At 73.2% G+C, this 18,237-nt stretch carries 19 protein-coding genes and 2 pseudogenes; 14 read left to right on the top strand and 7 right to left on the bottom strand.

The window, feature by feature from the left end:
- Positions 1-175: 175 nt before the first annotated feature.
- The gene (locus JYK04_RS32445; protein ID WP_189745814.1) at positions 176-547 is read left to right on the top strand and encodes a PPOX class F420-dependent oxidoreductase; all 372 of its coding nucleotides are present in this window, start codon (positions 176-178) and stop codon (positions 545-547) included.
- A gap of 210 nt (positions 548-757) precedes the next feature.
- Positions 758-1,132, top strand: a complete 375-nt coding sequence (locus tag JYK04_RS32440) for a hypothetical protein (protein ID WP_208809279.1) — start codon at positions 758-760, stop codon at positions 1,130-1,132.
- Positions 1,133-1,401: 269 nt separating this feature from the next.
- Here the strand turns inward: JYK04_RS32440 and rsgA are convergent, their stop codons facing one another.
- The 4 genes from rsgA to JYK04_RS32420 form a co-directional block, all read right to left on the bottom strand.
- Positions 1,402-2,520 carry a ribosome small subunit-dependent GTPase A gene (rsgA, locus tag JYK04_RS32435; protein ID WP_229876773.1) on the bottom strand — a complete coding sequence of 373 codons (1,119 nt, stop codon included), beginning with the start codon at positions 2,518-2,520 and terminating at the stop codon, positions 1,402-1,404.
- A gap of 298 nt (positions 2,521-2,818) precedes the next feature.
- A complete protein-coding gene (locus JYK04_RS32430; RefSeq protein WP_189745809.1) occupies positions 2,819-3,664 on the bottom strand; it encodes a DUF4097 family beta strand repeat-containing protein in 846 nt (281 codons plus the stop codon).
- Positions 3,661-4,317: a response regulator transcription factor gene (locus JYK04_RS32425; protein WP_189745807.1), complete on the bottom strand. Its 657-nt coding sequence runs from the start codon at positions 4,315-4,317 to the stop codon at positions 3,661-3,663. Before JYK04_RS32425 ends, JYK04_RS32430 begins: the two co-directional genes overlap by 4 nt.
- The gene (locus tag JYK04_RS32420; RefSeq protein WP_189745805.1) at positions 4,305-5,582 is read right to left on the bottom strand and encodes a sensor histidine kinase; all 1,278 of its coding nucleotides are present in this window, start codon (positions 5,580-5,582) and stop codon (positions 4,305-4,307) included. The genes JYK04_RS32425 and JYK04_RS32420 overlap by 13 nt, the downstream gene beginning before the upstream one ends.
- Before the next feature lie 88 nt (positions 5,583-5,670).
- Here JYK04_RS32420 and JYK04_RS41525 point away from each other — a divergent pair, with 88 nt between their 5' ends.
- Both JYK04_RS41525 and JYK04_RS32410 read left to right on the top strand, forming a co-directional pair.
- A complete protein-coding gene (locus JYK04_RS41525) occupies positions 5,671-6,207 on the top strand; it encodes a hypothetical protein (protein WP_229876772.1) in 537 nt (178 codons plus the stop codon).
- 25 nt (positions 6,208-6,232) lie between these two features.
- Positions 6,233-6,692 (top strand): annotated as a pseudogene (locus JYK04_RS32410) (VOC family protein).
- On the opposite strand, the pseudogene JYK04_RS32405 reads toward JYK04_RS32410, so the two are convergent.
- Together JYK04_RS32405 and JYK04_RS32400 are read right to left on the bottom strand one after the other, a co-directional pair.
- Positions 6,614-6,889 (bottom strand): annotated as a pseudogene (locus tag JYK04_RS32405) (helix-turn-helix domain-containing protein); the annotation flags it as partial. The pseudogenes JYK04_RS32410 and JYK04_RS32405 sit on opposite strands and share 79 nt — an antisense overlap.
- A gap of 38 nt (positions 6,890-6,927) precedes the next feature.
- Positions 6,928-7,554, bottom strand: coding sequence for a DUF6597 domain-containing transcriptional factor (locus JYK04_RS32400; RefSeq protein ID WP_189745801.1), 627 nt, complete (start codon positions 7,552-7,554; stop codon positions 6,928-6,930).
- Between the two features lie 166 nt (positions 7,555-7,720).
- Here JYK04_RS32400 and JYK04_RS32395 point away from each other — a divergent pair, with 166 nt between their 5' ends.
- A complete protein-coding gene (locus JYK04_RS32395; RefSeq protein WP_229876771.1) occupies positions 7,721-8,554 on the top strand; it encodes a class I SAM-dependent methyltransferase in 834 nt (277 codons plus the stop codon).
- 25 nt (positions 8,555-8,579) lie between these two features.
- On the opposite strand, the gene JYK04_RS32390 is transcribed toward JYK04_RS32395, so the two are convergent.
- On the bottom strand, positions 8,580-9,695 hold the full coding sequence (locus JYK04_RS32390) for a YihY/virulence factor BrkB family protein (RefSeq protein WP_189745799.1): 1,116 nt from the start codon (positions 9,693-9,695) through the stop codon (positions 8,580-8,582).
- Between the two features lie 17 nt (positions 9,696-9,712).
- Between JYK04_RS32390 and JYK04_RS32385 the strand changes: the two genes are divergently transcribed.
- From JYK04_RS32385 to cysD, 9 genes are all read left to right on the top strand, one after another.
- Positions 9,713-11,356 (top strand): acyl-CoA dehydrogenase family protein, encoded by a 1,644-nt coding sequence (locus JYK04_RS32385; protein WP_189745797.1) that lies wholly within the window; start codon positions 9,713-9,715, stop codon positions 11,354-11,356.
- Positions 11,357-11,714: 358 nt separating this feature from the next.
- Positions 11,715-12,977: a GAF domain-containing protein gene (locus JYK04_RS32380; RefSeq protein ID WP_189745977.1), complete on the top strand. Its 1,263-nt coding sequence runs from the start codon at positions 11,715-11,717 to the stop codon at positions 12,975-12,977.
- A gap of 5 nt (positions 12,978-12,982) precedes the next feature.
- Entirely contained in the window at positions 12,983-13,546 is a 564-nt protein-coding gene (locus JYK04_RS32375; protein WP_189745795.1) for a GNAT family N-acetyltransferase, read from the top strand.
- Positions 13,547-13,806: 260 nt separating this feature from the next.
- Positions 13,807-13,890 (top strand): putative leader peptide, encoded by an 84-nt coding sequence (locus tag JYK04_RS42190; RefSeq protein ID WP_312847410.1) that lies wholly within the window; start codon positions 13,807-13,809, stop codon positions 13,888-13,890.
- A 215-nt stretch (positions 13,891-14,105) separates the two neighbouring features.
- On the top strand, positions 14,106-15,812 hold the full coding sequence (locus JYK04_RS32370) for a nitrite/sulfite reductase (RefSeq protein ID WP_189745793.1): 1,707 nt from the start codon (positions 14,106-14,108) through the stop codon (positions 15,810-15,812).
- Positions 15,809-16,006 (top strand): DpnI domain-containing protein, encoded by a 198-nt coding sequence (locus tag JYK04_RS41520; RefSeq protein ID WP_229876770.1) that lies wholly within the window; start codon positions 15,809-15,811, stop codon positions 16,004-16,006. The genes JYK04_RS32370 and JYK04_RS41520 overlap by 4 nt, the downstream gene beginning before the upstream one ends.
- Complete coding sequence (locus tag JYK04_RS32365) at positions 16,003-16,716, top strand: phosphoadenylyl-sulfate reductase (protein WP_189745791.1); 714 nt, start codon at positions 16,003-16,005, stop codon at positions 16,714-16,716. The genes JYK04_RS41520 and JYK04_RS32365 overlap by 4 nt, the downstream gene beginning before the upstream one ends.
- A gap of 38 nt (positions 16,717-16,754) precedes the next feature.
- Entirely contained in the window at positions 16,755-17,300 is a 546-nt protein-coding gene (gene cysC, locus JYK04_RS32360; RefSeq protein ID WP_030009619.1) for an adenylyl-sulfate kinase, read from the top strand.
- Positions 17,297-18,235 (top strand): sulfate adenylyltransferase subunit CysD, encoded by a 939-nt coding sequence (gene cysD, locus JYK04_RS32355; RefSeq protein WP_189745789.1) that lies wholly within the window; start codon positions 17,297-17,299, stop codon positions 18,233-18,235. Before cysC ends, cysD begins: the two co-directional genes overlap by 4 nt.
- Positions 18,236-18,237 lie beyond the last annotated feature (2 nt).

Below are 18,237 nucleotides of genomic sequence, written 5' to 3'. Positions count from 1 at the left end.
GTCCGGTGCCGTGCCTGGCAAGGCGGAGGGGCGCCCGTGTACTGGACGTACTCGGGTGCCTCGACAACGCGGCCAGGTGCGGTGCCGGACGCCGCGGGCCCGGCAAGATCCGAAAGAGACGGCCTAGGTCCGTAGCCCGATGCGGGGACCGGCGGGGGCTGCGAGGGTGGGCGGTATGACGGACTTCAAGGGTTTCAGCGAGGCCGAACTGGCGTACCTGCGTTCCCAGCACCTGGGCCGCCTGGCCACCGTGGACGCGGCCGGGCAGCCGCAGGCGAACCCGGTGGGTTTCTTCCCGCAGGAGGACGGGACGATCCTGGTGGGCGGGATGGCGATGGGCACGACGAAGAAGTGGCGCAACCTGCACGGGAACCCCCGGCTGTCCCTGGTCGTGGACGACCTGGTGAGCATCCGGCCGTGGCGGGTGCGCGGCATCGAGATCCGGGGCCGGGCCACGCTGGAGACGGGCCCGCACGAGCTGGGCTCCCACTTCAGCCCGGAGGTGATCCGGATCCACCCCGAACGCGTCCACGCGTGGGGGCTCTGACCGGAGCGTGCGGGTGGCTGCGCGTCGACGTACGGCAGCCGGTGCTGACGCTCTGTTTAGGGGCGTAGGCGCGACAGTGGGGGGTCGGGGCTCGTGACGCTTTGAGGGGGAGTACCGGTGCCGATCCGGATCAGGGGGCGCGCCATCGTCGATGCCGTGGGAAGTGCCGTTTCCGCGGCCTCGCACGCCATGGCGCCGCAGCGGCCGTCCGTGACCCGCTTACGTCTCACCTGCCTCTACGGCGGGGGGGTCATGGTGGCCGGGACGGCGCTGCTGGCCGTTGTCCACCTGCTCGCGGTGCAGGCCGTGAGCAGGGGAAACGATCCGGTCCTCGAACTGCGTTCGGAGTCCGCGATCGTCCTGGCGCCCGCCGGCTGTCCGGAGCCGCCGGACAGCGGGCCGGCCCCCTGTCCGGCTCCCTCGCGGCAGCAGCCCCAGGACTCGCTGGTGGCGTCCACCGCGCTGGTCCTGGCCGCTCTCGTCCCCCTGTCGGCCGCCGCGGGATACGTGACGGCCGGGTACGCCCTGTCGCCGCTCCGGCGGATCGCCCACAGCGCACGACGGGCCTCCCGCCCGTCCCCCTAGCCTGTTGTCCGGACAGGTCGGTGATGCGGCCGTCGGGAGTCGGGCCCGAGTTCAGCCCGTCCCGTCCTCGGGCGGCCGGAGGCGGCCCCAGCTGACGTTGGCGCCGCTGAAGTGTGCGTGGTCGAAGCCGACCGTGCCGCCCTGGAATTGCGCGTCGTCGAACGCCTCGGGCCGATGGATCTCGGTGAGGGCGCTGCGGCGCGATGCCGGGTGCCGCTTCCGGGCGGGGGCGGGGTCCCGGACTGCGGCACCCCGTCCCCGGCCGTGCCTCAGACGCGGCCGCCCCGCTTCGCGGCGTGGTTGGCCCGGCCCACCGCCGACTTCAGGCGCCAGTCGCGGCGGATCTCCGACCGCAGCCGGGCGTCCGTCTTGGCGACGATCCGCTGGTTCTCCCGCAGGAGCTTGCGGTAGCTCTCCAGGCGGCGGTCCGCGAGCTCACCGGAGTCCAGCGCGGCCAGCACGGCGCACCCCGGCTCCGCCTCGTGCGCGCAGTCGTGGAAGCGGCAGTGTTCCGCGTACTCCTCGATCTCCGAGAAGACCTGGCCGACCCCGGTCTCGGCGTCCCAGAGCCCGACGCCGCGCAGTCCGGGGGTGTCGATCAGGACGCCGCCGGCCGGCAGGGCGAGCAGGTTGCGCGTGGTGGTCGTGTGCCGGCCCTTGCCGTCGACCTCGCGGGCCTCCTGCGTCTCCATGACCTCGGCGCCGAGCAGCGCGTTGGCCAGGGTGGACTTGCCGGCGCCCGAGATGCCGAGCAGCACGCTGGTGCCGTCGCCGACGATCGCGGCCAGCACGTCCGTACCCTCCCCCGTGACGGAGGAGACGGTCAGGACCTGGACGCCCGGGGCCGTGGCCTCCACGTCCTGGACGAGGTGCCCGAGCGTCGCCGCGTCCGGGACCAGGTCCGCCTTGGTGAGGACGACCAGCGGCTGCGCCCCCGATTCCCAGGCCAGGGCCAGGAAGCGCTCGATGCGCCCGAGGTCCAGCTCGACGGCGAGGGAGACGGCGATGATGGCGTGGTCGACGTTGGCGGCGAGGATCTGCCCCTCGGACCGCTGCGAGGAGGTGGACCGCACGAAGGCGGTCCGGCGCGGCAGGTACGCCTTCACGTAGCGCGGATTGCCGGCCGCCTCGACGGCGGCCCAGTCACCGGTGCAGATGACCCGGAGCGGGTCGTGCGGGGTGACGAAGGCGGTGTCGGCGCGGACGATGCCGTCCGCGGTCATGACGTCGCACTGGCCGCGGTCGACGCGTACGACGCGGCCGGGCAGGAGGCCCTGCTCGGCGTACGGGGCGAACTCGGCCTCCCACGCGTCGTCCCAGCCGAGGGGGGCGAGGGCGTGCGAGAGCGAAGCGTGCGGGAAGGAGGACGGGAGAGCGGAGAAAGACAAGGGAAACCCTTCACAGGGTGGCCCCGGCCGCGGGCGCTCGCTCGGTGGCGGCGCGCGAAGAGGTGTGAGGTCAGCCGGAGACCACAGAAGTGACATTGATGGTCTTCTGAGTGCGGGCAGCGCCCTGCGCGATGACAGTCATCAACGAACTCACCTCCGGGTCCATGCACATGCCGGTCGTCCCCCACCGGTCGGCGGGAACCGATCCACCGTAACAAGCCCGGTCCTGCCGGGGCCACTTCTTTTTCGGGCGGCCTTTTCTGGCGGTGTTTTCGAGCGGCCTTTGCGTGCGGCGGGGCTATGACTCCCCGGGCGTCGCCCAGGGCCCGTCCGGGTACCCCGCCTGCGCGCGGCCGGAGCCCGTCTCGATGTCCAGACCGCGCGGCGACGCGGCGTCGCGCAGGGCGTCCGGCACCTCGCAGCGGCCCGATCCGGCCTCGCAGCGGACCTTGAAGCGGGTGGCCTCGGGCACGGTGAAGGCCAGGCGGCCGGAACCGACGCGGGCCGTCACCTCGTCGGGCGGGGTGACGAAGGTGGCCTCGGCCCGGCCCGAGCCGACCCGGATCTCGGCCCGGTCCGAGGCGAGTCCGGTGGCGTGCAGGTGGCCCGAGCCGACCTTGGCGCGCAGCGGGCCGCGCAGCCCGACGATCTCGACCCGGCCCGAGTCGGCCTCCGTGTCGACGGAGCCGCCCAGTCCGCTGAGCGCGATCCGGCCGGAACGGGTCGTCACCTTCACGGGGATGTCCACGGGTACGGTCACCGCCAGCCGGACCGAACAGCCGGCCCCGGCGCCCGGCCAGAAGCCGTCGCCGGGGCAGTGCGGGGTCAGCCGCAGGGTGTCGCCGAGCCGGCTCTCCTCGATGGTGGGCGCCTTGAGGGACCAGCTGACCGTGGCCCGGTAGCCGACCTCGTGGTCCGCGCGGGGGGTGACGGTGATGTCGGCGTCGCCTCCCACGATCTCCAGCGCGGTCACCGGGCGGCCGTCGCTGCCGCCGCGCAGGGTGTCGCTCCGGGAGCCCCCGCTCCCCCAGGACCACACCTGCCAGGTGGCCGGTACCACCACGAGGACCGCGCTGAGCGCGGCGGCGGTGATCCAGGCCAGGCGGGGCCCGCGGCGGGGCCCTTCGGCCTCGGCCGGGGTCACGGCGTGCCGTCCAGGAAGCGCAGGACCGCGAGGACCCGGCGGTGGTCGCCGTCGGCCGGCGGCAGGTCGAGCTTGGCGAAGATGCTGTTGATGTGTTTGGCCACCGCGCTCTCGCTCACGACGAGTTCGGCCGCGATCCCGGCGTTGGAGCGGCCCTCGGCCATCAGGGCCAGCACCTCGCGCTCGCGCGGGGTGAGCCGGGCCAGCGGGTCGGGGCCGCCGCCGCGGCGCAGCAGGAGCTGGGCGACGACCTGCGGGTCGAGCGCGGTGCCGCCCGAGGCCACGCGGCGCAGGGCGTCGATGAACTCCTCGACGTCGGCGACCCGTTGCTTGAGCAGGTAGCCGATGCCGGCACCGGTCTGGGTGGCCAGCAGGTCGGCGGCGTAGCGCTCCTCCACGTACTGCGAGAGCAGCAGCACGGCCGTGCCCGGGCTCTCCTGGCGGATCATCAGGGCCGCCCGGACGCCCTCGTCGGTGAAGCCGGGCGGCATACGCACGTCCACGAGGGCCAGATCGGGGCGGTGTTCCCCGACGGCGGCGAGCAGACCCTCGGCGTCGCCGGTCTCGGCGACCACCTCGAATCCGGCCATTTCGAGGACTTTGACGAGTCCTATGCGCAGCAGGACGGAGTCCTCGGCGATCACAGCCCGCACGGCAGCTCCACGGTGATGACGGTCGGACCCCCGAGGGGGCTTTCGATCTTGATGGTTCCGTCGACGGACCCTACGCGTTTGCGGAGCCCCACCAGACCGGTGCCGCGGGCCGGGTCGGCGCCGCCCACCCCGTCGTCGGTCACGGTGATCCGCAGCAGGTCCCCGCCGCGGGCGGATCCGTCGGCCGCCGGACCGCGTACGACTCCCACCCGGCAGTGCTGCGCCCGGGCGTGCTTGGCCACGTTGGCCAGGGTCTCGGAGACCACGAAGTAGGCGACGGCCTCCACGGTGGCCCCGGGCCGCTGCCCGATGTCGACGCTCAGCTCGACGGGGAACGGGGCCCGGGCGGCGATCCCGGAGAGCGCGGCGTCGAGCCCGCGGTCCTCCAGTACGGCCGGATGCAGGCCCCGTACCAGGCTGTTCAGCTCCTCGATGGCCTCCTTCGCCTCGCGGTGCGCCTCGTCGATGACGGCCTTGGCCTCGGCCGGCAGGTCGGGGAGGGTGGCGCGGGCGATGCCGAGGTTCATGGCCAGGGCGACCAGTCGCTGCTGGGCCCCGTCGTGCAGGTCCCGTTCGATCCGGCGGCGTTCGAGGTCGGCGGCGTCCAGCACCCCGGCCCGGCTCTCCGCCAGGTCCTCGACCCGCCGTTCCAGTTCGCGGGCCCGGTTCGGGCCGAGGAGGGCGGCCGCGGCTGCGGCGTCCAGCCGGGCGAAGAGGGCGGCGAGCCAGGGCGCGGCGAGCAGCAGCAGGACGCCGCCGACGGTGATGAGGTCGCAGTCGTTGCTCCAGCCGGGAGTCCGGGTCTCGGTGGGCAGGATCCAGATCCAGCCGTAGACGCCGGCGGCGGCGACCCCGAAGGCCCAGGCGAGCACCACCAGCGCGCCGGCGACGGCGGCGAGCGGGCTGACCAGCAGGTGGTAGCCGTACTGCCGCCAGGTCGCCTCGGAGCGCATCCGGCGTACCAGTCCGCGCGGGGTGAACCGGCCGCCCTCCCGTTCGACCTTGGGCACGTCGAGGCCGAGCAGGGCCCGGAAGCGGCTGCGTTGGAGCCGGGTGAGGAGCGGGCCGAGCAGCAGGATCAGCAGCGGCGGGATCGTGCCGGGCCCGGGCGCCGTGACGGTGCACGTGAGGCCGAGGAGCACGGGCAGGGCGGCCGGTATCGCGGCCGCGGTGAAGGCCGTGTTGCGCCAGGCCCATGCCGACCACGGTGCGTGCGCCGTGATCCAGGTGTACGTACGCCTCGGCGCGCCCCCGCGAATTGCCATGCCCGTACGGTAATCGCACTGATCAGGGGCATGCCATCACGCGGGCACCCGTACCGGGGTGTACCTGGTGCCACCCTCGATCCGGATCATGGGGCTACTGATTCCGCGGGCCCGGCCGACGAGGCTGGTGGTGTGCCCGGGGGACGGACCGCCGGGCCGGAAGGAGACCCTCGTCATGGCCCTCGCCGCCCCGCAGGCCCGCGCCTGGCGCACCCGCCGTGGTCCCCGCACCGCCCTCTTCCTCCGCGTCGGCCGCACGCCCCGCACCCCCCGGACGGCCACCGTACTCACCGGCGCCGGCCTGGTGTTACTGCCCTGGGTGGTGGTGCTGGCGAAGACGATGCCGCAGACGAGCGAGGTCTCCAACTGGTCCACGGCGTGGATCGGCCTGGACCTGATGCTGGCCGCCGGGCTGACCGGGACCGGGGCGCTGCTGCGCCGGCACGATCCCCGGGCGTCCCCGGTCGCGGCGGCGACGGCCGCGCTGCTGGTGATGGACGCCTGGTTCGACGTCACGACCTCGGCCGGGACCGGCGGTCAGGGGACGGCGCTGCTGCTGGCGGCGGGCGCGGAGCTGCCGTTGGCGGTCGCCTGCGCGGCGGTGGCGGTGCGCCGGCCGCGCTGACACCGGGCGCGACGCGGCGCGGCCGGTGTCCGATTCGTTCAAGACGGCCGCCCGGTGCCCGCCTAGCCTGCTGCCATGACTCCTCGACTCAACCTGATCGGCATGGTGGTCTCCGACATGGCCGCCTCGCTCGCCTTCTACCGCCGCCTCGGGCTGGACGTCCCGGCCGAGGCCGACGGCCTGCCGCACGTGGAGGCCGTCCTGCCCGGGGCCTGCGGATCGCGTGGGACACGGAGGACACCATCCGCTCCTTCGACCCGTCATGGACCCCGCCCACCGGCGACGGCCGCCGGGACCTGGCCTTCCTGTGCGACTCGCCCGCCGAGGTGGACGCGCTCTACGCCGAACTGACCGGCGCCGGGTACACCGGACACCTGAAGCCCTGGGACGCCTTCTGGGGCCAGCGCTACGCGGTCGTCCTCGACCCGGACGGCTGCGGAGTCGCGCTCTTCGCCCCGTCGGCTCCTGCGGCCCCGGCGACGTAGGCCCGCAGGGTCGTCCCGGCCAGTGCCCGCACCTCACGGGCGAGATGCGCCTGGTCGGCGTACCCGGCGACGCAGGCGACCTCGGCGTACGGCAGGTCCGCGCGGGCCAGGGCCAGGGCCCGGCGCAGCCGCAGGATGCGGCCGAGCGTCCGGGGGCCGTACCCGAAGGCGTCGAGCGAGCGCCGGTGCAGCTGCCGCTCCCGAGGGGGTGTCTTGTCGTGTCGATCGGGCCGGATCAGGGAGCGGGGTCCGGTGCCGTGCGTCGCAAGGCGGACGAGGCAGGCGACGCGGAGCGTCGCCGACCGAGGACAACCTGGGGGTCCCCCCGGACGGAGTCTGGGGGATGAGGCGCGGTGCCGGGGCACGCGAGCCCGGCCTGATCGGCAAGACACCCCCCTGGACCGACGGCGCGGGCGATCGCGGCCATCGCCTCCCCGGCCCGGAGCCGGTCCACGACCTCGGCGGTCAGCGGGTCGCGCGCCCCGGCGTCGGCGGTGCGGGCGCGGGCCAGGGCTTCGAGTCCCGCGCGTGCGTCCCCGTACCCCTCGACCAGCCCGGACGCCCGCCGTACCGCGCGGGCGGGCCACAGGTCGGCCAGCGCGACGCGCCGGTCCCGCAGCGCGTGCGCCGGTACGCCGATCAGCGCGGGCGCGGTGCCGGGCGCGAGCCGGATCCCGGCGAAGGCGCCGCCGGGGACCTCCCCGGCCGGATGCGGCCCGGTGTCGGGTCCGGCCACCAGCAGCCGCCCGTCGGCCCACAGCAGGTCCATGCGGCCGTCGGGCAGCACCACCGAACCGCCGCCCGCGGTGGCGCGCCACAGCACGGCTCCGGGGACGGCCGCGGACACCGCTTCCTCGTACACCACTCCAGGTTGAGGACCGGGCGTCTCTTTCGGATCAGGCCCGGCGCGCCTCGCCGGGGCGGGCGGGCGCCGGTGGAGGATCGGTGGGGCGGCGGATGCGGCCGATGCGGGCCGCATCCGCCGCGTCCGCCGCATCCCCCTCCCCGCCCCGTGAAGAGGTCCGGACGTGAACCTGCCCGACGAGGACCCGCCGCCGCGTCCCGGGGCGGTGGCCGGCGGCCGCTACGGCGAGGCGGTGTTCCGGCCGGAGCTGGCGGGCGAGGACGACCGGATCGACCTCGGCGCGCTCGCCTACGACGACTTCACGCTGGCACGGCTGCGCGCGCTGGGCGCCGGACCGGGCTGGCACTGCCTGGACGTGGGGGCGGGAACGGGTACGGTCGCCCGGCTCCTCCTGGACCGGGCCGGGGTCTCGGAGGTCCTCGCCGTCGACCGGGACACGGCCTTCCTCAGGGCCCACCCGGCGCCCGGGCTCACCGCGCTGGAGGCGGACATCACCGCCCTGGACTTCAGTCCGGGACGGTTCCGGCTGGTGCACGCCCGGTTCGTGCTGATGCACCTGCGGAACTGGCCCCGGATGATCGGCAAGCTCGCCTCCCTGGTCGCCCCGGGCGGTGTGCTGGTCCTCGGCGACGCGGTCGACCTGACCACGCCCGCCGCGCCGACGACCACGTACGGCCGGGTGATGCGGGCGATGTGGCAGGGGCTCGGGGACAGCCTGGGCACCGACGTCTCCTGGGTACCGGAGTACCCCGAGCACCTGCGGGAGGCCGGTCTGCTGTCGGTGGGGGCCGAGATCCTCGTCCCCCCGCTGCTGCCGGGCAGCCCCATCAGCCGGTTCTGGGCCGGTACGTGGGAGCGGGCGCGGGGGCCGATGACGGCCACCGGGCTGGTCGACGACGCGGAGATCGACGCGGCGATCCGCTACCTCGACTCCCCGGACTGCGCCGCGCTCTCCCCCGGCCTGCTCACCGCCTGGGGGGTGAAGGGCCCGGCGTAGCGTTTCCCCACCACCGGCGGGGCCCTCAGTGCTTGCGCAGCCGGGAGTGGTAGTCCTCTGGCGGCAGGAACTTCGACCACCGCTCCGGGAACTCCGACGGCATCCCGTCGTCCTCGTCGTCCTCCGACTCGCCCTCCGCCATCGCCCGCCAGGCGGCGGCCCGCGCGATCAGCTGGGCGGCCTCCGCCTCCCGGGCCCGCTCGTTCGCCTCGCGCGCCGCCGCCGTGGCCACGGAGGGCCAGACCCGGTCGATCGCCGCGTTGACGGCGGCCCCGACCAGCACCGCGAAGGCCGAGATGCCGATCCACAGGAGGACGGCCACGGGCGCGGCCAGTGATCCGTAGATCGTCGGCCCCTCCACCGTGTTGGTGAGGTAGATCCGCAGCAGGAACGAGCCCAGCACCCACATGGCGAGGGCCACCAGCGCCCCGGGCACGTCCTCGATCCACGGCGAGCGCACGGGCACGGACACGTGGTAGAGCGTCGTCAGGAAGGCGATGGACAGCAGGGTCACGGTCGGCCAGTACAGGACCGCGATCACTTCGGTGCCCCAGGGCACCAGCCGGACGACCGCGTCCGGCCCCACCACCATCAGCGGCAGCACGATCGCGCCGATCAGCAGGGCGATGACGTAGAGCAGGAAGGCCAGCAGCCGGGTCTTGACGATGCCGCGCTGGCCGTCGAGCCCGTACATCACGGTGATGGTGTCGATGAAGACGTTGACGGCGCGCGATCCCGACCAGAGGGCGAAGGCGAAGCCGAGCGAGATCAGGTCGGGGCGACCGCGTCCGGTGACGTCGTCGAGCAGGGGCCGCGCGATGTCGTTGACGCCCCGGTCGGACAGGACCGTGCCGACCGCCGCCAGGATGTTCTCCTCGATGCTTTCGACCGTACGGGTGTCGGTCCAGCCGTCCACGTAGCCGAGCAGACCCAGCAGGCCCAGGAAGAGCGGGGGCAGCGAGAGCAGCGTGAAGAACGCCGCCTCGGCCGCGAGCCCGAGGATCCGGTACTCGATGCACGAGTTGACGGTGTCCTTCAGCAGCAGCCAGCCCATCTTCCGCATCGAGACGTTGCGGTAAAGGGCACGGGCCCGGTGGAGCCGTCCTGGGATCCGCTCGGGTGTTTCTTTTGCTGGCTGCACGTCCTTACGGTATCCGCATGGCAGCCACCACCCACACAGTCAGCAACCAGGCCCCGCCCCTGGTGGGGTACGACGTCTACGGCGGCGATCGGGCCCTCACCGAGGGCGTCGAGCGTCACCTCGCGGCCGCGGATCCCGAACTCCTCGGCGAGGTAAGGCAGGAGCTCACCGACCTCGGGCGCGCGGCCGGTTCCGCGCAGGCCCAGGAATGGGGTGTGCAGTCGAACGAGAATCCGCCCAAGCTGAGGACGCACGACCGGTACGGGAACCGGATCGACGAGGTCGATTTCCACCCCGCCTGGCACCGGCTGCTCGGGCACGCCGTGACGTCCGGGCTGACCGACGCCTGGGGGCGTCCGGCCGGGCATCTGCGCCGGGCCGCCGGGTTCTTCATCTGGTCGCAGGCCGAGGCGGGGCACGGCTGCCCGATCTCGATGACTCATGCCGCCGTACCGGCGCTGCGCACCGATCCGGAGCTCGCCGCCGAATGGGAGCCGCGGCTGACCTCGCACGTGTACGAGCAGGGACTGCGGCCGGCCGCCGAGAAAAGCGGTGTGCTCTTCGGCATGGGGATGACCGAGAAGCAGGGCGGCAGCGACGTACGGGCGAACACGACGGCCGCGGTGCCGCTGGACGCGTCCGGCGAGTACCTGCTGACCGGCCACAAGTGGTTCTGCTCGGCGCCGATGTGCGACGGCTTCCTGGTGCTGGCGCAGGCTCCGGGCGGGCTGACCTGCTTCCTGGTGCCGCGGGTGCTGCCGGACGGCACGCGCAACGTCTTCGCGATCCAGCGGCTGAAGGACAAGCTGGGCAACAAGTCGAACGCGTCGAGCGAGGTGGAGTTCGACGGGACCTGGGCGCGGCGGGTCGGTGAGGAGGGCCGCGGGGTGCGGACCATCATCGAGATGGTCGCGGCGACCCGGCTGGACTGTGTCATCGGCTCGGCCTCGCTGATGCGGCAGGCCCTGACCCAGGCCGTGCACCATGCGGAGCACCGCTCTGCTTTCGGAGCACCGCTCATCGACCAGCCGCTGATGCGCAACGTGCTCGCCGATCTCGCCCTGGAATCGGAGGCCGCCACCACCTTGACCCTGCGCCTGGCGGCCGCCAACGACGCCGGAACGGAGCAGGAGAAGGCCTTCCTGCGCCTCGCCGTGCCCGCGGCCAAGTACTGGGTGACCAAGCGCTGTACGCCGATGGTGGCGGAGGCCCTGGAATGTCTGGGGGGCAACGGCTACGTAGAGGAGTCGGGGCTGCCCAGACTGCTGCGCGAATCCCCGCTGAACTCCATCTGGGAGGGCTCGGGCAACGTGCAGGCGCTGGACGTACTGCGCGCCCTCCAGCGCGAGCCGCAGGCGCTGAACGCCTTCCTCCAGGAGGTCGGCCTGGCCCGGGGCGCCGACCACCGGCTGGATTCGGCCATCAAGGACCTGCTGACGGATCTCGCCGACCTGGAGGGGATCGAGGCGCGGGCCCGCCGCGTGGTCGAGCGCATGGCGCTGGTGCTCCAGGGATCGCTGCTGGTGCGGTGGGCCCCGCCGGAGGTCGCGGACGCGTTCTGCGCCTCGCGGCTGGGCGGCGACTGGGGCGCGGCCTTCGGCACGCTGCCGCACAGCCTGGATCTGCGCACGGTGGTGGAACGGGCACGGATCTCGGGCTAGGAGAGAGCCCCCGTCGGGCTCCACGGCGGTCCCCAAACCGCTCCCAGCCGGGATCCGGGCCCGTCGACCGGCACAGGGGTGGCGCCGCGCCGACTCGGCACCACCCCTGATCCGAAGCCCCGAGGAGGAGCCGGCACGCCGCTCTGCGGCGTCCGGACAGTTTCGGTCGGCCGACCGGGACTTGGCGAGAGTTGCATACCGTTGCAACCTTTGAGTCGGCAGCCGTCCGTCGGGGTGCCCGGGGGAAGCGGCACGCGCGGACCGCCCGGGCGGCTTGCGTCGTACGTCCTGTTCGCTCGGGGAGGTTCCGGTGGCCGACACCACAGGCAGCACGGTCGATGCGGCACGCATCTCGGCCATGGACGCGCGGGCAGCGGCCCGTCTGCTCAAGGGCGTGCGGGCGGCGGCACTGGCCGGGGACCGGCCGCCGGCCGCGCCCCGGCCGGAGATCGCCGAGTCCTGGCGCCGGATGCTGGCCGGCGGGGTGCACCCGGACCGGGACGCGCGCTCGCGGATGCTGTCGGCCGCCGAGACCGAGGAGCGGCGACACGTGTCGCCGCTGCGGGAGATCCTGCCGGTGCTGCGCGAGGGGCTGCTGCCCGCCCTGGACGAGGCCCTGCACATCATGGTCGTCGCCGACGCGGACGGGCGGCTGCTGTGGCGGGAGGGCCACTCCTCCATCCTGCGCAAGGCGGACCGGCTCGGCTTCACGGTGGGGGCCGACTGGGACGAGGCCGTCGTCGGCACGAACGGGGTGGGCACCGCCCTGGTGGCCCGGCGCCCGGTGCAGGTGTTCTCGGCCGAGCACTTCGTCTCCAGCCACCACGACTGGACCTGCGCCGGGGCGCCCGTGCGGGACCCGCGCGACGGGCGGCTGCTGGGCGTGGTCGACGTCAGCGGCCCGCTGGCCACCATGCACCCGGCGACACTGGCGTGGGTGAGCTCGGTGGCCCGGCTCGCGGAGCGGGAGCTGCGGCTGCGGCACCTGGAGTCGCTGGAGCGGCTGCGGACGGTGGCGGCCCCGCTGCTGGCGCGGCTGCCGGGGCGGGCGCTCGCGGTGGACCCGAACGGCTGGACGGCGGCGGTGACGGGCCTGGCCCCGGCGGAGCGGATCCCGCTGCCGAAGGGCTTCGGGCCGGGCCGGGCGTGGGTGCCGCGGCTCGGGGAGTGCGTGGTGGAGCCGCTGCCCGGCGGCTGGCTGCTGCGGGTCGCCCAGGACCGTCACAGCACGGCGGTGACCCGGATCGTCCTGGACCTCAGCCGGGCGGGATGCTGGTCGGTGACGGTGTACGGACCCTCCGGGAGCTGGTCGCAGGAGCTGAGCCCGCGCCACGCGGAGCTGCTGTTCCTGCTGGCGGAGGGGGCACGGGGGCGCTCGGCGGCGGAGCTGGCCGGGGAGCTGTTCGGTGATCCGACGCGCACGGTGACGGTCCGCGCGGAGCTGTCCCGCGTACGCCGCCACCTCGCGGGCGTCCTCACCCACCGGCCGTACCGGTTCGCGGAGGACGTGGAGGTGGAGCTGGTCCGTCCCGAGGACCCGGCCGCGCTGCTCCCGCACTCGACCGCGCCGTCGGTGGTCCGGGCCCGCCTGGGCCGGACGGGGCCCGGCATGATTCCCTGAGCTGCATGAGCACCATCACTCTCACCACCTGGTCGCTGGAGATGACCTCTCCGGCGGACCTCGTCCCGGCGGCTCCGGCGGGCCCGGAGATATCCATCGCGCGGGCGGAGGTCCCCTCCCCCGAGTTCAGCCGCTTCCTGTACGCCTCGGTGGGCGGCGACATCCACTGGACGGACCGGCTCTCCCTGACCCGCGCGCAGTGGGTGGAGCAGCTGGACCGGCCGGGGGTGGAGACCTGGGTCGCGTACGACCGGGGCACGCCGGCCGGGTACGTGGAGCTCGACCCGCAGGACGACGGCGTGGTGGAGATCATGTACTTCGGCCTGCTCCCGGACTTCCGCGGCCGCCGGATCGGCGGGCACCTGCTGTCGGTGGGCGTCGCCCGCGCCTGGTCCCTGGCGGAGCGCTGGCCGGAGCTGGAGCCGACCCGGCGGGTGTGGGTGCACACGTGCAGCCAGGACGGGCCGACGGCGATGAGCAACTACGAGCGACGCGGCTTCAAGGTCTTCAAGACGGAGACGGAAGAGAAGGAAGAGACCCCGACCCCCGGCCCCTGGCCCGGCGCGTAGCCCCTCCGGGGCCGGTCGACCGAGCGCACCGGGTGCGGCGCCGCTGCGGGGGCGCCGCACCCGAACCCCCGCGCCTCAAACTCCCCCGGCTACCGCTGGGAGGTGCCCCCTGGCGAGGCTTGATCTCAGCGGAGCCCCGGGGCCGGCGGAGCCGGCTTCGATAGGTGACCCCCGTCACGTCATCCCATCCTTCGAGACGAGTTCGTCCGAATCGCGGACAGTAGTGGACTCCTCCAATCGGCACATGACACGCTTCCGCCATGAATGGAGCTGGAATTGCCTTGGTGAGTCGGCGGCACGTCGACCTCGGCCGCATGTCCAGCGCCATCTGTCCGGCGCGCTGACGGAACCAGCCACGCCGCACATCGCCGTCGTCCCCGCCGCCGCGGACGCGCCGATCACCCGCTAGCCCCCTGAGGCCGTAGTACCGCCCTGCCCGCCGGCAACCCCGGCGCGGAGCGGGAATCAGCCACACCCGCTCGGAGCCGCCGAGCCCGCAGGGGAGCGCCGCCGCCTCCCCCTGCCCTTGCCTCGAGCCGCCGAAGAAGGACGTACCGCCATGGCCGCCACCCCCGAAACGCCCGCAGCCGCACCCGCAGCCGCCGCGCGCCGCAAGACCGGCCGTCACCGCGGCGAGGGCCAGTGGGCCGTCGGACACCACACGCCCCTCAACGGCAACGAGCAGTTCAAGAAGGACGACGACGGTCTCAACGTGCGGACACGCATTGAGACGATCTACTCCAAGCGCGGCTTCGACTCGATCGACCCCAACGACCTGCGCGGCCGTATGCGCTGGTGGGGCCTGTACACCCAGCGCAAGCCCGGGATCGACGGCGGCAAGACCGCGATCCTGGAGCCGGAGGAGCTGGACGACGAGTACTTCATGCTGCGCGTCCGCATCGACGGCGGCCGGCTGACCACCGAGCAGCTCCGCGTGATCGGCGAGATCTCCGAGGAGTTCGCGCGCGGCACCGCCGACCTCACCGACCGCCAGAACGTGCAGTACCACTGGATCCGGATCGAGGACGTCCCGGAGATCTGGCGCCGGCTGGAGGCCGTGGGCCTGTCCACCACCGAGGCCTGCGGTGACACGCCCCGCGTCATCCTCGGTTCGCCCGTCGCCGGCATCGCCCAGGACGAGATCATCGACGGCACCCCCGCCATCGACGAGATCTACCGCCGCATCGTCGGCAACAAGGACTTCTCCAACCTGCCCCGCAAGTTCAAGTCCGCGATCTCCGGCTCGCCCCTGCTCGACGTGGCGCACGAGATCAACGACATCGCGTTCGTGGGCGTGGAGCACCCCGAGCACGGCCCCGGCTTCGACGTCTGGGTCGGCGGCGGCCTGTCCACCAACCCCAAGCTGGGTGTGCGCCTGGGCACCTGGGTCTCGCTCGACGAGGTCCCGGACGTCTACGAGGGCGTCATCTCGATCTTCCGCGACTACGGCTACCGCCGGCTGCGCAACCGCGCCCGCCTGAAGTTCCTCGTCGCCGACTGGGGCCCGGCCAAGTTCCGCCAGGTCCTGGAGGACGAGTACCTGAAGCGCAAGCTGACCGACGGCCCCGCGCCCGCGCAGCCGAGCGGCCAGTGGCGCGACCACGTGGGCGTCCACCAGCAGAAGGACGGCAAGTTCTACGTCGGCTTCGCGCCCCGCGTGGGCCGCGTGGACGGCGCCACCCTGACCAAGATCGCGGACGTGGCCCGGCAGCACGGCTCCGGCCGCCTGCGCACCACCGCCGAGCAGAAGATGATCGTGCTCGACATCGAGGCCGACCAGGTCGACTCGGTCGTCGGGGCACTGGAGGCGCTGGACCTGCGGGTCAAGCCGTCCCCGTTCCGCCGCGGCACGATGGCCTGCACCGGCATCGAGTTCTGCAAGCTGGCCATCGTCGAGACCAAGGCGCGCGGCGCCTCGCTGATCGACGAGCTGGAGCGCCGCCTGCCGGACTTCGCCGAGCCGCTCACCATCAACATCAACGGCTGCCCGAACGCCTGCGCCCGTATCCAGGTGGCGGACATCGGTCTCAAGGGCCAGCTGGTCCTGGACGACGACGGCAACCAGGTGGAGGGCTACCAGGTCCACCTCGGCGGCGCCCTCGGCCTGGAGGCCGGCTTCGGCCGCAAGGTCCGCGGCCTCAAGGTCACCTCGGCCGGTCTGCCCGACTACGTCGAGCGGGTCGTCAAGCACTACGAGGAGCAGCGCGAGGACGGCGAGCGCTTCGCGGCGTGGGTCGCCCGCGCGGACGAGAAGAGCCTCTCGTGAGCGAGCGCGCCGCACCCTTCTACTGCCCCTACTGCGGCGACGAGGACCTGTTTCCCAACGAAACGGGCCACGGCGCGTGGGAATGCAGGGCCTGCAACCGGGCCTTCCAGCTGAAGTACCTCGGGCTGCTGGCCCGGGGCGTTCAGTCGGATTCAGCGGGATCAGCGGGATCAGCGGGAGGGGACGGGATATGACCACCACTCAAGACGTGCGTCTCACGGCCGGGGAACTCAAGGCGCTGGCCGAGCAGGCGGGCCGGGACCTGGAGGACGCCTCCGCGCCGGACATCCTGCGCTGGGCGGTCGACACCTTCGGCAAGGAGTTCGCCGTGACCTCCTCCATGGAGGACGCGGTCGTCGCCCACCTGGCCTCGCGGGTCCTGCCCGGTGTGGACGTGGTCTTCCTCGACACGGGCTACCACTTCGAGGAGACCATCGGCACCCGTGACGCGGTCGAGGCCGTGATGGACGTCAACGTCATCACGCTGACCCCGCGTCAGAGCGTCGCCGAGCAGGACGCCGAGTACGGGCCGAAGCTGCACGACCGGGACCCCGACCTGTGCTGCGCGCTGCGCAAGGTCAAGCCGCTGGAAGAGGGCCTGACGGCGTACACCGCGTGGGCGACGGGCCTGCGCCGCGACGAGTCCCCGACCCGGGCCAACACCCCGGTGGTCGGCTGGGACGAGAAGCGGCAGAAGGTCAAGGTCTCGCCGATCGCGCGCTGGACGCAGGACGACGTGGACGCGTACGTCGCCGAGCACGGCGTACTCACCAACCCGTTGCTGATGGACGGATACGCCTCCGTCGGCTGCGCCCCCTGCACCCGGCGCGTCGCCGAGGGCGAGGACGCGCGGGCCGGCCGGTGGGCCGGGCGTGGCAAGACCGAGTGCGGACTGCACGGCTGATGACGACGACCGGCGAAGAACTTACGGAGACAGAGCAGATGAGCGTGAGCGACCAGGGCGCCACCGTGTGGCTGACCGGGCTCCCGAGCGCGGGCAAGACCACGATCGCCTACGCGCTGGCCGAGCGGCTGCGCGCCGAGGGCCACCGCGTGGAGGTGCTGGACGGGGACGAGATCCGCGAGTTCCTCTCCGCGGGCCTGGGTTTCACCCGCGAGGACCGGCACACCAACGTGCAGCGGATCGGCTTCGTCGCCGAGCTCCTCGCGAGCAACGGGGTCAAGGCGCTGGTGCCGGTGATCGCACCGTTCGCGGACAGCCGTGAGGCCGTCCGCAAGCGGCACGCCGCCGAGGGCACCTCGTACCTGGAGGTCCACGTGGCCACCCCGGTCGAGGTCTGCTCGGAGCGTGACGTCAAGGGCCTGTACGCCAAGCAGGCGGCGGGCGAGATCTCCGGTCTGACCGGGGTCGACGACCCGTACGAGGCGCCGGACTCCCCGGACCTGCGTATCGAGTCGCACACGCAGACCGTGCAGGAGTCGGCTTCGGCCCTGCACGCGCTGCTCACCGAGAGGGGTCTGGCATGACGACGACCGTCGCACACGTCCACGACGAGACGGATGCGCCCTACGCGCTGTCGCACCTCGACGCCCTCGAGTCCGAGGCCGTGCACATCTTCCGCGAGGTGGCGGGCGAGTTCGAGAAGCCGGTGATCCTGTTCTCCGGCGGCAAGGACTCCATCGTCATGCTGCACCTGGCGCTGAAGGCGTTCGCGCCGGCGCCGGTGCCGTTCACGCTGCTGCACGTCGACACGGGCCACAACTTCCCCGAGGTGCTGGAGTACCGCGACCGTACGGTCGAGAAGCACGGCCTGCGCCTTCACGTGGCCTCCGTCCAGGAGTACATCGACGCCGGCAAGCTGCGCGAGCGCCCGGACGGCACCCGCAACCCGCTGCAGACCGTGCCGCTGACCGAGGCGATCCAGAGCCTGAAGTTCGACGCCGTCTTCGGCGGCGGCCGCCGCGACGAGGAGAAGGCCCGCGCCAAGGAGCGCGTCTTCAGCCTCCGCGACGAGTTCTCCCAGTGGGACCCGCGCCGCCAGCGCCCCGAGCTGTGGCAGCTCTACAACGGCCGCCACGCCCCCGGCGAGCACGTGCGCGTCTTCCCGCTCTCGAACTGGACCGAGCTGGACGTGTGGCAGTACATCGCCCGCGAGGGCATCGAGCTGCCGGAGATCTACTTCGCCCACGAGCGCGAGGTGTTCCTGCGCAACGGCATGTGGCTGACGGCCGGCGAGTGGGGCGGCCCGAAGGAGAGCGAGACGCCCGAGACGCGTCTCATCCGCTACCGGACCGTCGGTGACATGTCCTGCACCGGCGCCGTCGACTCCGACGCCGTCACGCTGGACGCCGTGATCGCCGAGATCGCCGTCTCCCGCCTCACCGAACGGGGCGCGACCCGCGCCGACGACAAGATGTCCGAGGCCGCGATGGAAGACCGCAAGCGCGAAGGGTACTTCTAGAC

Origin of the sequence: Streptomyces nojiriensis (genome assembly GCF_017639205.1) — a bacterium.
Taxonomy (GTDB): Bacteria; Actinomycetota; Actinomycetes; order Streptomycetales; family Streptomycetaceae; genus Streptomyces; species Streptomyces nojiriensis.
Note: the sequence above shows the minus strand (reverse complement) of the source record. Positions and strands in the feature narration are given on the sequence as shown.

What these genes read in the sequence shown, in the direction of transcription:
- JYK04_RS32445 (WP_189745814.1), top strand. Translation starts at nt 176, where the DNA reads ATGACGGACTTCAAGGGTTTCAGCGAGGCCGAACTGGCGTACCTGCGT.
- JYK04_RS32420 (WP_189745805.1), bottom strand. Translation starts at nt 5,582, where the DNA reads ATGGCAATTCGCGGGGGCGCGCCGAGGCGTACGTACACCTGGATCACG.
- JYK04_RS41525 (WP_229876772.1), top strand. Translation starts at nt 5,671, where the DNA reads ATGGGGCTACTGATTCCGCGGGCCCGGCCGACGAGGCTGGTGGTGTGC.
- JYK04_RS32385 (WP_189745797.1), top strand. Translation starts at nt 9,713, where the DNA reads ATGGCAGCCACCACCCACACAGTCAGCAACCAGGCCCCGCCCCTGGTG.
- JYK04_RS32380 (WP_189745977.1), top strand. Translation starts at nt 11,715, where the DNA reads ATGGACGCGCGGGCAGCGGCCCGTCTGCTCAAGGGCGTGCGGGCGGCG.
- JYK04_RS32375 (WP_189745795.1), top strand. Translation starts at nt 12,983, where the DNA reads ATGAGCACCATCACTCTCACCACCTGGTCGCTGGAGATGACCTCTCCG.
- JYK04_RS42190 (WP_312847410.1), top strand. Translation starts at nt 13,807, where the DNA reads ATGAATGGAGCTGGAATTGCCTTGGTGAGTCGGCGGCACGTCGACCTC.
- JYK04_RS32370 (WP_189745793.1), top strand. Translation starts at nt 14,106, where the DNA reads ATGGCCGCCACCCCCGAAACGCCCGCAGCCGCACCCGCAGCCGCCGCG.
- JYK04_RS32365 (WP_189745791.1), top strand. Translation starts at nt 16,003, where the DNA reads ATGACCACCACTCAAGACGTGCGTCTCACGGCCGGGGAACTCAAGGCG.
- cysC (WP_030009619.1), top strand. Translation starts at nt 16,755, where the DNA reads ATGAGCGTGAGCGACCAGGGCGCCACCGTGTGGCTGACCGGGCTCCCG.
- cysD (WP_189745789.1), top strand. Translation starts at nt 17,297, where the DNA reads ATGACGACGACCGTCGCACACGTCCACGACGAGACGGATGCGCCCTAC.